The 13,353-nt window shown below is 54.2% G+C and carries 13 protein-coding genes; all 13 read right to left on the bottom strand.

What is annotated here, in order from left to right; genetic code table 11:
• Positions 1-42 precede the first annotated feature (42 nt).
• Positions 43-930, bottom strand: coding sequence for a phosphate ABC transporter permease PstA (pstA, locus tag HX773_RS22020; protein ID WP_176973325.1), 888 nt, complete (start codon positions 928-930; stop codon positions 43-45).
• Positions 927-1,889 carry a phosphate ABC transporter permease PstC gene (gene pstC / locus HX773_RS22015; RefSeq protein WP_061719978.1) on the bottom strand — a complete coding sequence of 321 codons (963 nt, stop codon included), beginning with the start codon at positions 1,887-1,889 and terminating at the stop codon, positions 927-929. Before pstC ends, pstA begins: the two co-directional genes overlap by 4 nt.
• Before the next feature lie 89 nt (positions 1,890-1,978).
• Positions 1,979-3,022 carry a phosphate ABC transporter substrate-binding protein PstS gene (pstS, locus tag HX773_RS22010; RefSeq protein ID WP_176973324.1) on the bottom strand — a complete coding sequence of 348 codons (1,044 nt, stop codon included), beginning with the start codon at positions 3,020-3,022 and terminating at the stop codon, positions 1,979-1,981.
• Positions 3,023-3,199: 177 nt separating this feature from the next.
• Complete coding sequence (glmS, locus tag HX773_RS22005) at positions 3,200-5,029, bottom strand: glutamine--fructose-6-phosphate transaminase (isomerizing) (RefSeq protein WP_176973323.1); 1,830 nt, start codon at positions 5,027-5,029, stop codon at positions 3,200-3,202.
• Between the two features lie 130 nt (positions 5,030-5,159).
• The gene (glmU, locus tag HX773_RS22000) at positions 5,160-6,530 is read right to left on the bottom strand and encodes a bifunctional UDP-N-acetylglucosamine diphosphorylase/glucosamine-1-phosphate N-acetyltransferase GlmU (RefSeq protein WP_176973322.1); all 1,371 of its coding nucleotides are present in this window, start codon (positions 6,528-6,530) and stop codon (positions 5,160-5,162) included.
• 209 nt (positions 6,531-6,739) lie between these two features.
• Positions 6,740-7,159, bottom strand: coding sequence for a F0F1 ATP synthase subunit epsilon (locus HX773_RS21995; protein ID WP_008106717.1), 420 nt, complete (start codon positions 7,157-7,159; stop codon positions 6,740-6,742).
• Between the two features lie 24 nt (positions 7,160-7,183).
• Positions 7,184-8,581, bottom strand: coding sequence for a F0F1 ATP synthase subunit beta (gene atpD / locus HX773_RS21990; protein ID WP_008106718.1), 1,398 nt, complete (start codon positions 8,579-8,581; stop codon positions 7,184-7,186).
• Positions 8,582-8,644: 63 nt separating this feature from the next.
• Complete coding sequence (atpG, locus tag HX773_RS21985) at positions 8,645-9,511, bottom strand: F0F1 ATP synthase subunit gamma (protein ID WP_007893596.1); 867 nt, start codon at positions 9,509-9,511, stop codon at positions 8,645-8,647.
• A 52-nt stretch (positions 9,512-9,563) separates the two neighbouring features.
• The gene (gene atpA, locus HX773_RS21980; RefSeq protein WP_008106721.1) at positions 9,564-11,105 is read right to left on the bottom strand and encodes a F0F1 ATP synthase subunit alpha; all 1,542 of its coding nucleotides are present in this window, start codon (positions 11,103-11,105) and stop codon (positions 9,564-9,566) included.
• 14 nt (positions 11,106-11,119) lie between these two features.
• On the bottom strand, positions 11,120-11,653 hold the full coding sequence (gene atpH, locus HX773_RS21975; RefSeq protein ID WP_008106723.1) for a F0F1 ATP synthase subunit delta: 534 nt from the start codon (positions 11,651-11,653) through the stop codon (positions 11,120-11,122).
• A gap of 14 nt (positions 11,654-11,667) precedes the next feature.
• A complete protein-coding gene (atpF, locus tag HX773_RS21970; protein WP_007893603.1) occupies positions 11,668-12,138 on the bottom strand; it encodes a F0F1 ATP synthase subunit B in 471 nt (156 codons plus the stop codon).
• 107 nt (positions 12,139-12,245) lie between these two features.
• Positions 12,246-12,485 carry a F0F1 ATP synthase subunit C gene (atpE, locus tag HX773_RS21965; protein WP_003849523.1) on the bottom strand — a complete coding sequence of 80 codons (240 nt, stop codon included), beginning with the start codon at positions 12,483-12,485 and terminating at the stop codon, positions 12,246-12,248.
• 49 nt (positions 12,486-12,534) lie between these two features.
• Positions 12,535-13,353, bottom strand: coding sequence for a F0F1 ATP synthase subunit A (gene atpB / locus HX773_RS21960; RefSeq protein ID WP_007893608.1), 819 nt, complete (start codon positions 13,351-13,353; stop codon positions 12,535-12,537).

Raw genomic sequence — 13,353 nt, 5'->3', positions numbered from 1 at the left:
CTCGTCTCTCATAAGCAGCGCCGCCGAAGCCGCGCCGGGAAATTAGTGTTTGCCCTTGGCGAAAACCACACGCGCCACAATGTTCAGCAGCAGCACGCACACGGTAATAATCAGTACACCCGCCCACGCCAGGCTTTGCCACTCGGCAAACGGGCTCATGGCGAATTTAAAGATGGTGACCGGCAGGTTAGCGATCGGCTGCATCATGTCGGTGCTCCAGAACTGGTTCGACAGCGCAGTAAACAGCAGCGGTGCGGTTTCACCGGCAATACGCGCCACGGCCAACAATACACCGGTGATGATGCCGGAAACCGAGGCTTTCAGCGTAATCGCCGAAATCATCTTCCACTTCGGCGTACCCAGCGCATAAGCCGCTTCACGCATGCTGTCGGGTACCAGACGCAGCATGTTTTCGGAGGTGCGGATCACAATCGGGATTTGCAGCAGCGCCAGCGCTACCACGCCAGCCCAACCGGAGAAGTGCTGCATCTGCGCCACCACGATGGTGTAAACGAACAGGCCCACCACAATCGACGGTGCTGACAGCAGAATGTCGTTGATGAAGCGAATCACTTCCGCCAGCCAGTGTTTACGGCCATATTCCGCCAGATAAATCCCAGCCATGATGCCGAGCGGCGTTCCGATGATCGTCGACCAGAAAATCAGTAATCCGCTGCCGAGTAAGGCGTTGGCCAAACCACCGCCTGCGGTGTTGGGCGGCGGCGTCGATTCGGTAAACAGCTCCCAGCTCAACCCATCAACGCCGCGCGTAATGGTGGTGAACAGAATCCACACCAGCCAGAACAGACCGAATGCCATGGTCATCAGCGACAGCGTCAGGGCAATTTTGTTTTTGGTACTGCGCCACGCCTGCATTTTGCGGCGCGAGGCTTCCAGCTCAGCGCGAGCCTGAACTTCAATAGCGGTCATGAACGGGCTCCTTCACTCTTCGCCAGACGCAGGATCATCAGTTTGGAGATCGCCAGTACGATAAAGGTAATCACGAACAGAATCAGACCCAGCTCCATCAGAGCAGCAACGTGGACACCGGATTCCGCTTCGGCGAATTCGTTGGCCAGCGCGGAGGTGATGCTGTTGCCCGGCATAAACAGCGAGGCGCTGTCGAGCTGGTAGGTGTTACCGATGATAAAGGTCACCGCCATGGTTTCACCCAACGCGCGGCCCAGGCCGAGCATCACGCCGCCGATCACACCGTTTTTGGTGAACGGCAGCACGATGCGCCAGATCACTTCCCATGTGGTGCAGCCGATGCCGTAAGCAGACTCTTTCATCATCACCGGCGTTTGTTCAAACACGTCGCGCATCACCGAGGCGATGTACGGAATGATCATGATGGCGAGAATCACGCCCGCCGCCAGAATACCGATACCGAATGCCGGGCCAGAGAACAGCGTGCCGACAATCGGGATATTCGACATCACGTTGCCAACCGGCGTCTGGAAATATTCGGCGAACAGCGGCGCGAAAACAAACAGGCCCCACATGCCGTAGACGATGCTGGGGATCGCCGCCAGCAGTTCAATGGCGGTGCCCAGCGGGCGACGCAGCCAGCCTGGCGCCAGTTCGGTCAGGAACAGCGCGATGCCGAAGCTCACCGGCACGGCAATGATCAAGGCAATAATCGAGGTGACGAGGGTGCCGTAAATCGGTACCAGCGCACCAAATTGTTCGTTTGGCGCATCCCAGGTTTTGTTCCACAGGAAAGAGAAACCAAATTTTTGGATGCTTGGCCAGGAGGAGAAAATCAGGGAGACGATAATGCCGCCCATCAACAGCAACACGATAAGCGCGGATAGCTTCACCAGCGCGCCGAAAATCATGTCGCCTTGTTTACCGGGGGCTTTGAACGTCGGCTTAGTGGCAGCCATAGAATTCTCTGTTCTCAGGGGGATGTCAGGGCGGCACGCAGGCCGCCCATTGGGGTTGGCCAACCGTCTCGGCTGGCCGGGTAAATCTGTTACTGGTACAGCGCTTTACCGGAGCTATCTTTGATGTTGGCTTTCCAGGCTGCACGAATCTGGTTAGCTACGCTTTCTGGCAGCGCGGCGTAATCCAAATCGGTTGCGGTTTTGCTGCCACCTTTGTAAGCCCAGTCGAAGAACTTCAGCACTTCGCTACCTTTCTCCGCATTCGCCTGATCTTTGTAAATCAGGATGAAGGTGGTTGAGGTGATCGGCCATGCTGCGTTGCCTTTCTGGAAGGTCAGATCCTGAGCAAAGGTTTTGCTCCAGTCAGCGCCTTTCGCGGCGTTGGCAAAGCTCTCTTCGCTTGGTGCGACCGCTTTACCGTCGGCATCAACCAGTTTGGTGTAGGTCAGGTTGTTCTGCTTGGCGTAAGCGTATTCCACATAGCCAATTGAACCCGGCAGACGCTGTACGAATGCGGCCACGCCGTCGTTACCTTTACCGCCCAGACCGGTCGGCCAGTTAACGGTGTTACCTTTACCGATTTTGCTGTTCCACTCTTCGTTCACTTTCGCCAGGTAGCTGGTGAAGACGAATGAAGTACCGGAACCGTCAGCGCGGCGAACCACGTTGATGTTGGAATCTGGCAGTTTCACGCCTGGGTTCAGTTTAGTGATCGCCGGGTCGTTCCACTTTTTGATGGTACCGAGGTAGATGTCGCCCACGGTTTTACCGTCGAGAGTCAGTTCACCTGATTTCACACCTGGGATGTTAACCGCCAGCACCACGCCACCGATGACGGTAGGGAACTGGAACAGGCCGTTTTTCTGCAGATCTTCTTCTTTCATTGGCGCATCAGACGCACCGAAATCGACGGTTTTCGCGATGATTTGCTTCACGCCGCCTGAAGAACCAATACCCTGATAGTTAACTTTGCTTCCGGTGGCTTGCTGGTACTCTGCTGCCCACTTGGCATAAACCGGCGCCGGGAATGTCCCGCCTGCGCCCGTCAGATCGGTTGCTGCAAAAGCAGATACCGCGCTTACTGCGACGGTGGCGGCAATGATTCGGGCTACGGTGCTACGCATCAGTGTCATGTTCCCTCCAGGGGATTCAAAAAAATCAGGCTCAATGCCTTTTTTAGTAGAAGTCAGTGATTGCTGCTGGAGGGAAAATAGGACAGTTTGATGACAGTGAAATGTACGAAATATGACAGTTATATGACAGCGTGCAGAAATGAAGCGGGCCCGTTGCGGGCCCACTCTTGTTACTGATTATTCAACGGTAACCGATTTCGCCAGGTTACGCGGCTGGTCAACGTCGGTGCCTTTAATCAGCGCCACGTGGTACGAGAGCAGCTGTAACGGCACGGTGTAGAAGATCGGTGCAATCACCTCTTCTACGTGCGGCAGAGAGATGATTTTCATGCCATCGCTGTCGCTAAAACCGGCATCCTGATCGGCAAACACATACAGCAAACCGCCGCGCGCGCGTACCTCTTCAATGTTGGATTTCAGCTTCTCCAGCAGTTCGTTGTTAGGCGCAACCACGATCACCGGCATATCGGCATCAATCAGCGCCAGCGGGCCGTGCTTCAGCTCGCCCGCCGCATAGGCTTCGGCGTGGATGTAGGAGATCTCTTTCAGCTTCAGCGCGCCTTCCATAGCGATTGGATACTGATCGCCACGGCCAAGGAACAGCGCATGATGTTTATCCGAGAAACCTTCCGCCAGGTTTTCGATCACTTTATCCTGCGCCAGCATCTGTTCAATGCGGCTCGGCAAGGCCTGCAGCGCGTGCACAATCTCATGCTCGGTTTCGGCTTTCATGCCGTGCAGACGACCCAGTTTCGCCACCAGCATCAGCAATACCGCCAACTGCGTGGTGAAGGCTTTGGTCGAAGCCACGCCAATTTCGGTACCGGCTTTGGTCATCAGCGCCAAATCTGACTCACGTACCAGCGATGAACCGGCTACGTTACAGATCGCCAGCGAACCGAGATAACCCAGCTCTTTCGACAGGCGCAGCGCCGCCAGCGTATCGGCGGTTTCACCCGATTGTGACAGCGTGATCAGCAGGCTATTTTTACGTACTGCAGATTTGCGATACCGGAATTCTGAAGCAATCTCCACATCACAAGGCAGGTTGGCCAGCGACTCAAACCAGTAACGCGAAACCATGCCGGAGTTGTATGAGGTACCGCAGGCGATGATCTGAATATGTTCAACCTGGCTCAGCAGCTTCTCAGCATCCGGGCCCAGCTCGCTGAGATCGACTTCGCCGTGATTAAAACGCCCGGTTAAGGTGTTTTTGATCGCATTCGGCTGCTCGTAAATCTCTTTCTGCATGTAGTGACGATAGATGCCTTTGTCGCCGGCATCGTATTGCGCGGTCGATTCGATTTCGGCGCGCTTAGCCGTTTTACCGTCACGATCGATAATGGTGACTTCGCGGCGGGTGATCTCAGCAATATCGCCCTCTTCCAGATAGATGAAGCGACGCGTCACTGGCAGCAGAGCCAGCTGATCGGAAGCAATAAAGTTTTCACCCACGCCACGGCCAATCACCAGCGGACTACCGGAACGCGCCGCCACCAGCAGCGAAGGGTCGCGGCTGTCCATGATCACCATGCCATATGCACCGCGCAGCTGCGGAATGACGCGCAGCACCACTTCACGCAGCGTGCCGCCCTGCTTCTGCTCCCAATGCACCAGATGCGCCACCACTTCGGTGTCGGTTTCTGAGGCAAAGTGATAGCCGCGCTCAAGCAACTGCGCGCGCAGCGGCTCATGGTTCTCAATGATGCCGTTGTGCACGATGATGATGTGCTCGGAAACGTGCGGATGCGCATTGGCCTCCGACGGTTCACCGTGTGTCGCCCAGCGCGTGTGTGCGATACCGGTGCCGCCAATCAGCGGCTGCTGCTCTGCGGCTTCCGCCAGGTTCTGCACTTTACCCAGACGACGCAGGCGCGTCATATGGCCCTGACGATCGACCACCGCCAGTCCTGCAGAGTCATAACCGCGATACTCAAGACGACGCAAACCTTCCAGCAGAATTTCTGCGATGTCACGCTGCGCTACTGCACCAACAATTCCACACATAGTAATTTCCTGACTTCATGGCTTTCGGCCATTGCGTTGTCATCTGACCTGATTTCCCCGAGCCTTGTAGAGAGTGGGGATATTTTTTTATGGCACTGCTAACAGGCCGATCGTTGTCGGCCTTTAAAATTTATTTCTTCTTCGCCGGACGCTGCCAGCCCGATTTTTGATTCTGCTCTTTACGGTTGTAGACCAGATCCGCAGCTAACACATCTTTCATTATCGTAGTGCCTGCGGCGATGGTCGCACCGCTCGCCACGCTGACCGGCGCCACCAGCTGGGTATCCGAACCGATAAACACGTTGTCGCCAATGATGGTTTTGGATTTGTTGGCGCCATCATAGTTACAGGTAATGGTGCCCGCGCCGATATTCACGCCCGCACCAATTTCCGCATCGCCAAGATAAGAGAGATGACCGGCTTTGGAGCCTTTGCCGAGCGTGGCTTTCTTCATCTCTACGAAGTTGCCAACGTGCGCTTCTTCCGCCAATTCGCTGCCTGGACGCAGACGCGCAAACGGCCCAACCGTACAGGCAGCGGCTAACGTGGCATCTTCGATCACCGAATAAGGACTGATTTCACAGTCGTCAGCAATCACGCTGTTTTTAATGATGCAGCCGGCACCGATTTTGACGCGGTTGCCGAGCGTGACTTTGCCTTCAATGATCACGTTAGTGTCGATCTCCACATCACGGCCGTGTTGCAACGAACCGCGCAGATCGAAACGCGCCGGATCGCGCAGCATCACTCCCGCCAGCAGCAACTTTTCTGCCTGCTCGCTTTGGTAGACACGCTCCAGCGTTGCCAGCTGCAGGCGGTTGTTGACGCCGTCGGTTTCGCTGATGCGCGCCGGATGCACCGCATTGATCACGCGGCCTTCGTGGTGCGCCATGGCGATGATATCGGTGATGTAGAATTCGCCCTGCGCATTGTTGTTGTTAAGCTGTGCCAGCCAGCGCTTGAGGTCGCCACCGTTGGCCACCAATATGCCGGTGTTAATTTCCTGAATCTTTAGCTGTTCTGGCGAGGCATCTTTCTGCTCGATGATGCCGGTCACCGTGCCGTTTTCACGCACGATACGACCGTAGCCGGTTGGGTTATCCAGAACTACGGTGAGTAAGCCAATGCCGCCAACGGGTTTCGCGTCGCGCAGACGTTGCAAGCTGGCCTGTGAGATCAGCGGCACGTCGCCGTACAGCATCAGAATATCTTCGTCATCGGCAAAGAAGGGCGCGGCCTGCTGCATCGCGTGGCCGGTACCGAGTTGTTCGGCCTGCAGCACCCAGTTGAGTGCGTTATGCGCTAACGTTGACTGCAGTAAATCTCCGCCGTGGCCGTAAACCAGATGGATCTGCTGGGCGCCCAAACCGGTTGCGGCATCAATAACGTGCTGAACCATTGGTTTACCTGCAAGAGTATGCAGAACTTTGGGCAGGTCGGAATACATTCGGGTGCCTTTGCCAGCGGCTAAGATCACCACACTCATCGCGTTCGTAGACATAACTATCCTGATTCTCTTCAACTTTCGAAAGTGTAAGGTTTAGCCCTGAGATTACTACATTTTTCTCGGGTCAAAATTAGCGTATGTCTGTGAAAGCGGATTGAGGTCAGTTGGTGGTCGCCATGAATGGCGACCCTACAAGATGATGGGTTTTGGGCAAAAAAAATGCCAACCCAAAGGGCTGGCATTTCGTGACGCATAAAGCCTGATTACATCGCTTTTTTGGTCAGCTCGATGACACGCAGTTTCGCGATGGCTTTCGCCAGTTCCGCAGAAGCCTGAGCATAGTCCACGTCGCCGTGGCTGCTGTTCATGTGCTCTTCTGCTTTACGTTTCGCTTCCAGCGCGCGCGCTTCGTCGAGGTCTTCACCGCGAATCGCGGTGTCGGCCAGAACGGTGGTGCTGCCAGGCTGAACTTCCAGCACGCCGCCAGAGAGGTAAATAAACTCCTCTTCGCCGTGCTGTTTCACGATGTGAATCATACCAGGCTTGATGGCTGTCAGCAGCGGGGCGTGGCCAGGACGAATCCCTAGCTCACCTTCGCTACCTGACACCTGGATACGCTCGACCAGACCGGAGAACATTTGTTGCTCCGCGCTGACCACGTCCAGATGATAAGTCATAGCCATACCATTCCTCCTGGGAAACCTAAATTACAGTTTCTTCGCTTTTTCTACGGCTTCTTCGATAGCGCCGACCATGTAGAACGCCTGCTCTGGCAGGTGGTCGAATTCGCCTTCCATGATGCCTTTGAAGCCACGGATGGTGTCTTTCAGGGTCACGTACTTACCTGGAGAACCGGTGAAGACTTCAGCAACGAAGAACGGCTGAGACAGGAAGCGCTGAATCTTACGCGCACGTGCCACCAACAGTTTGTCTTCTTCAGACAGCTCGTCCATACCAAGGATGGCGATGATGTCTTTCAGTTCCTGGTAACGCTGCAGCAGAGACTGCACGCCACGCGCAACGTCATAGTGCTCCTGACCCACGATCAGTGGATCCAGCTGACGGCTGGTAGAATCCAGCGGGTCAACGGCTGGGTAGATACCCAGAGAGGCGATCTGACGGCTCAGCGTAACGGTTGAGTCTAAGTGAGCAAAGGTGGTTGCTGGTGACGGGTCAGTCAAGTCATCCGCAGGAACGTAAACGGCCTGTACAGAGGTGATTGAACCGGTCTTAGTGGAGGTAATACGCTCCTGCAACACACCCATCTCTTCTGCCAGCGTTGGCTGATAGCCTACCGCAGATGGCATACGACCCAGCAGTGCTGATACTTCAGTACCGGCCAGGGTATAACGATAGATGTTGTCGATGAACAGCAGAACGTCACGGCCTTCATCACGGAATTTTTCCGCCATGGTCAAGCCGGTCAGTGCTACGCGCAGACGGTTACCCGGCGGCTCGTTCATCTGGCCATACACCAGCGCTACTTTATCGATAACGTTGGAGTCAGTCATTTCGTGGTAGAAGTCGTTACCCTCACGAGTACGCTCACCCACGCCAGCAAATACCGAATAACCTGAGTGCTCAGCCGCGATGTTACGGATCAGCTCCATCATGTTTACGGTTTTACCTACACCCGCACCACCGAACAGACCGACTTTACCGCCCTTAGCGAACGGACACATCAGGTCGATAACCTTGATGCCGGTTTCCAGCAGTTCCTGCGAGTTAGACTGATCTTCATACGAAGGTGCTGCACGGTGAATAGAGGAAACCTCTACTACAGTGCCGTCGTCATTCTGCAGGTCGCCTTTCATGTCGATTGGCTCACCCAATACGTTCATGATACGGCCGAGGGTTGCTTTACCAACCGGAACCTGGATAGGTTTTTTCAGGTCGGTAACTTCCAGACCGCGCTTCAGGCCGTCAGAAGTACCCATGGCGATGGTACGAACCACGCCACCACCCAGCTGCTGCTGAACTTCCAGCACCAGACGAGCATCACCATTTTTCACCTCGAGAGCGCTGTATACCTGCGGTACCGCGTCCTGAGGGAATTCGACGTCAACTACGGCGCCGATAATCTGGACAATCTTTCCAGCTGCCATCTTGAATCCTCTACCTAATACGAAAATACCCAGCCGCGCTCGCGCGACAGGATATATGCCTGGTTAAACCGCGGAGGCTCCCGAGACGATCTCGGTAAGTTCCTGGGTGATGCTGGCCTGACGAGCTTTGTTGTAAACCAACTGCAGCTCTTTGATCAGGTTTCCGCCGTTATCGGTTGCAGCTTTCATCGCAACCATACGTGCGGCCTGCTCACTGGCCAGGTTTTCCACCACACCCTGATAAACCTGCGATTCGACGTAACGGCGCAGCAGGGTATCCAGCAGCGCTTTCGGATCGGGTTCGTACAGGTAATCCCAGGTCTTCGCCTTCATCTCTTCTTCACCTTCCGCTGGCGGTAACGGCAGCAGTTGGGTAATGGTCGGAGTCTGAGACATGGTGTTATTAAACTTGTTGGCAACGATATACAGCTTGTCGATGCGACCTTCATCATAGGCCTGCAACATCACTTTTACCGGGCCAATCAAATCAGACAGTGCAGGCTTATCGCCCATACCGGTGACCTGTGCCACGATGTTGCCACCTACAGAGCCGAAGAATGAATTGCCTTTCGAACCGATAACGGCCAGATCGCTCTGTACGCCTTTATCCGCCCAGCCTTTCATATCTGCCAGCAATTTTTTGAACAGGTTAATGTTCAAACCACCACAAAGCCCGCGGTCAGTCGAAACGACCAGGTAGCCGACGCGCTTAACGTCACGCTCATCCAGGTAAGGGTGCTTGTATTCCAGATTACCCAAGGCAAGGTGACCAATCACTTTGCGCATAGTATCTGCATACGGACGGCTGGCCGCCATGCGTTCCTGCGTTTTACGCATTTTGGAGGCGGCGACCATTTCCATCGCTTTGGTGATCTTCTGCGTATTTTTTACGCTTCCGATCTTACTACGTATTTCTTTTGCGCCGGCCATTAGCTTCTCCTCAAAGCCTTGCGGCCTGCCTTTTCAGACAAGCCGCCAGACATTACCAGGACTGGGTTGCTTTAAACGTTTCGAGGAGGCCTTTCAGCTTCTCTTCGATTTCGTTATTGAAGTTACCCGCTTGGTTGATTTCAGCCATCAGCTCAGCGTGATCGCGATCCGCGAACGCAAGCAGAGCGGCTTCGAAGCTGCCGACTTTCGCCAGTTCAACATCGTTCAGATAGCCGCGCTCAGCAGCAAACAGCACCAGACCCTGTTGCGCGACTGACATCGGCGCATACTGTTTCTGTTTCAGCAGCTCGGTCACTTTCTGACCATGGCTCAGCTGTTTACGCGTTGCATCGTCCAGATCGGAAGCGAATTGAGAGAACGCAGCCAGTTCACGATACTGTGCCAGCGCGGTACGAATACCACCGGACAGTTTCTTGATGATCTTGGTCTGTGCAGCACCACCAACACGGGATACCGAAATACCCGGGTTAACGGCTGGACGAATACCGGAGTTGAACAGGTTAGATTCCAGGAAGATCTGACCATCAGTAATCGAGATTACGTTGGTCGGAACGAACGCAGAAACGTCACCCGCCTGAGTTTCGATGATTGGCAGTGCGGTCAGAGAACCGGTCTGGCCTTTCACTTCACCGTTGGTGAAGCGCTCAACGTAGTCAGCGCTAACGCGTGATGCACGCTCCAGCAGACGAGAGTGGAGATAGAACACGTCGCCAGGGAATGCTTCACGACCTGGTGGACGGCGCAGCAGCAGAGAAATCTGACGGTAAGCAACAGCCTGCTTAGACAGGTCATCGTACACGATCAGCGCATCTTCACCGCGGTCACGGAAGTACTCACCCATCGCACAACCGGCGTACGGTGACAGGTACTGCAGTGCTGCAGATTCAGAAGCAGAAGCGACAACCACGATGGTGTTAGCCAGCGCGCCGTGCTCTTCCAGTTTGCGAACTACGTTAGAAATGGTTGACGCTTTCTGACCAATCGCAACGTAGACACACTTGATGCCTGAATCGCGCTGGTTGATGATGGCGTCGATTGCCATTGCAGTTTTACCGGTCTGACGGTCACCGATGATCAGCTCACGCTGGCCACGGCCGATTGGAATCATCGCATCGACAGATTTGTAACCGGTCTGAACAGGCTGGTCTACTGACTGACGGTCGATAACGCCCGGTGCAATCACTTCAACAGGCGAGAAGCCGTCGTTTTCGATTGCGCCTTTACCGTCGATCGGTGCACCCAGGGTGTTCACCACACGGCCCAGCAGGCCACGGCCAACTGGAACTTCTAAAATACGACCCGTACATTTTACTTTCATGCCTTCCGCGAGGTCAGCATACGGGCCCATCACAACTGCACCAACCGAGTCACGCTCGAGGTTCAGTGCGATAGCGTAACGGTTGCCCGGCAGGGCAATCATCTCACCCTGCATGACATCGGCCAGGCCGTGTACGCGGATGATACCGTCACTTACAGAAACAATAGTACCTTCGTTGTGAGCTTCACTCACGACATTGAACTGAGCAATGCGCTGCTTGATCAGTTCGCTGATTTCGGTGGAATTCAGTTGCATATGCTCCAGTCCCCTTAAGACTGCAAGACGTCTGCCAGACGATCAAGACGGCCGCGTACGCTGCCATCAATGACCAGGTCACCCGCACGGATAACCACACCTGCCATTACAGACTTATCAATTTTGCAATTCAGCTTAACTTTACGTGACAGACGTTTTTCCATCGCGGCGCTGATTTTAGTCAGCTGACTGTCACTCAGCGTGCTGGCAGAAATCACATCAACTTCGGCTGTCGCTTCATAAGCGTCACGCAGTTGAATGTACTGAGCCAGTACGGCTGGAAGCGCTGTCAAACGTCCGTTTTCGGCCATTACCTTAATCAGGTTCTGGGCGTTTTCATCAAGTTGATCGCCACAAACTGCAATGAAAGAAGCAGACAAAGCTTCCGGTGCGAGCGCACCGGAAAGAAGATCTGCGATCTGTTCGTTGCGAGCCACTTCTGCGGCAAACGCCAGCATTGATTGCCAGCGATCGATGCTTTGATGCTCAACAGCAAAGTCAAAAGCTGCTTTGGCGTAGGGGCGAGCTACAGTAATCAGATCAGACATCAGCCCCTCCCTCCTTACAGTTCAGCGACCAGTTTATCAACGATGTCGCTGTTAGCAGCTTCATCCACGGAACGTTCGATGATTTTCTCGGCGCCAGCTAATGCCAGCAACGCGACTTGCTTACGCAGCTCTTCACGGGCACGCGAACGCTCGGCATCAATTTCTGCCTGCGCCTGCGCCACGATGCGGTTACGTTCAGTCTCAGCTTCGGTTTTCGCTTCGTCCAGAATCTGGGCACGGCGTTTGTTCGCCTGCTCGATAATGACCTGAGCGTCTTCTTTCGCTTTTTTCAGCTGGTCGGTCGCATTGGCCTGCGCGAGATCTAAATCTTTCTTCGCGCGCTCAGCAGAAGCAAGGCCTTCAGCAATTTCTTTCTGGCGCTTTTCGATGGCAGCCATAATCGGCGGCCATACGTACTTCATGCAGAACGCGACAAACAGAATGAACGCGATGGCCTGGCCGAGGATTGTTGCATTAATGTTCACAGCACAATGCCTCTTATTAAGTTAACTTGCTCTGCCGCTATCAGAGATAAACGGCAGAATCCGTCCCTCATCACACCAGGTGCCATGAGTGAACAAGGCTACCAGGTTTAAGCGACAGCAAACATCACGTAGAGACCCAGACCTACAGCGATCATCGGGATTGCATCCACCAGACCCATTACAACAAAGAACTGCGTACGCAGCAGAGGGATCAGATCCGGTTGACGCGCGGCGCCTTCCAGGAATTTACCTCCGAGGATGCCGATACCGATCGCAGCACCGATTGCCGCCAGGCCCATCATCACAGCGGCAGCCATGTACAGCAGATCCATATTCAGGTTTTCCATGACAGTCTCCAGTTTGTTTCAGTTAAAAGCTTAAGTGTTGAGATAAAAATCAATGTTCTTCAGATGCCATCGACAGATAGACGATCGTGAGGACCATGAAAATGAAAGCCTGCAGCGAAATGATCAGGATGTGGAAAATGGCCCAAGGCACATTCAACAACCACTGCGACCACCACGGCAGCAAGCCGGCAATCAGGATAAAGATCAACTCACCCGCATACATGTTGCCGAACAGTCGCAGACCCAGTGAAACAGGCTTGGACAGCAGGCTAACACCTTCAAGAATCAGGTTAATGGGGATGAAGATCGGGTGATTAAAAGGCTGCAGCGTCAACTCTTTGGTGAAGCCGCCAATGCCTTTCATTTTGATGCTGTAGAACAGAATCAAAATAAATACGCCCAGCGCCATAGACAGCGTGATGTTCACGTCTGCAGACGGCACGACGCGCAGCGCCGGCAGGCCTAAATAGTGCTCGCCGATAAACGGCAGCAAATCGATAGGCAGCAGATCCATGAAGTTCATCAGGAAGACCCAGACGAAAATCGTCAGAGCCAGCGGGGCGATAAGTTTGCTTTTACCGTGGTACATGTCGCGCACGTTGTTATCAACGAAGCCGACAACCAGTTCGATAGCCGCTTGTAATTTCCCTGGAACACCGCTGGTAGCGCTTTTCGCCACTTTGCGGAACAACACCAGGAAAATAAGTCCCAGCACCACAGAGAAAAACATGGAATCGATATTTAATACCCAGAACGTCGCGGGAGCGTCGTGCGGATTCACCAACTCGAAAGTACGCAGGTCCAACTGAAGGTTATTCAGGTGGTGACCTATGTATTCTTGCGGAGTAGAGATTTCTCCAGCAGCCAT

Source organism: Pantoea sp. B9002, from assembly GCF_013385945.1.
In the GTDB taxonomy this organism is placed as follows: Bacteria; Pseudomonadota; Gammaproteobacteria; order Enterobacterales; family Enterobacteriaceae; genus Pantoea.
The sequence above is the reverse complement of the archived record's forward strand: the minus strand, read 5'-3'. Positions and strand labels throughout refer to the sequence as shown.

Coding starts and splice junctions, on each gene's coding strand:
- pstA (WP_176973325.1), bottom strand. CDS start 930: ATGACCGCTATTGAAGTTCAGGCTCGCGCTGAGCTGGAAGCCTCGCGC.
- pstC (WP_061719978.1), bottom strand. CDS start 1,889: ATGGCTGCCACTAAGCCGACGTTCAAAGCCCCCGGTAAACAAGGCGAC.
- pstS (WP_176973324.1), bottom strand. CDS start 3,022: ATGACACTGATGCGTAGCACCGTAGCCCGAATCATTGCCGCCACCGTC.
- glmS (WP_176973323.1), bottom strand. CDS start 5,029: ATGTGTGGAATTGTTGGTGCAGTAGCGCAGCGTGACATCGCAGAAATT.
- glmU (WP_176973322.1), bottom strand. CDS start 6,530: ATGTCTACGAACGCGATGAGTGTGGTGATCTTAGCCGCTGGCAAAGGC.
- HX773_RS21995 (WP_008106717.1), bottom strand. CDS start 7,159: ATGGCTATGACTTATCATCTGGACGTGGTCAGCGCGGAGCAACAAATG.
- atpD (WP_008106718.1), bottom strand. CDS start 8,581: ATGGCAGCTGGAAAGATTGTCCAGATTATCGGCGCCGTAGTTGACGTC.
- atpG (WP_007893596.1), bottom strand. CDS start 9,511: ATGGCCGGCGCAAAAGAAATACGTAGTAAGATCGGAAGCGTAAAAAAT.
- atpA (WP_008106721.1), bottom strand. CDS start 11,105: ATGCAACTGAATTCCACCGAAATCAGCGAACTGATCAAGCAGCGCATT.
- atpH (WP_008106723.1), bottom strand. CDS start 11,653: ATGTCTGATCTGATTACTGTAGCTCGCCCCTACGCCAAAGCAGCTTTT.
- atpE (WP_003849523.1), bottom strand. CDS start 12,485: ATGGAAAACCTGAATATGGATCTGCTGTACATGGCTGCCGCTGTGATG.
- atpB (WP_007893608.1), bottom strand. CDS start 13,353: ATGGCTGCTGGAGAAATCTCTACTCCGCAAGAATACATAGGTCACCAC.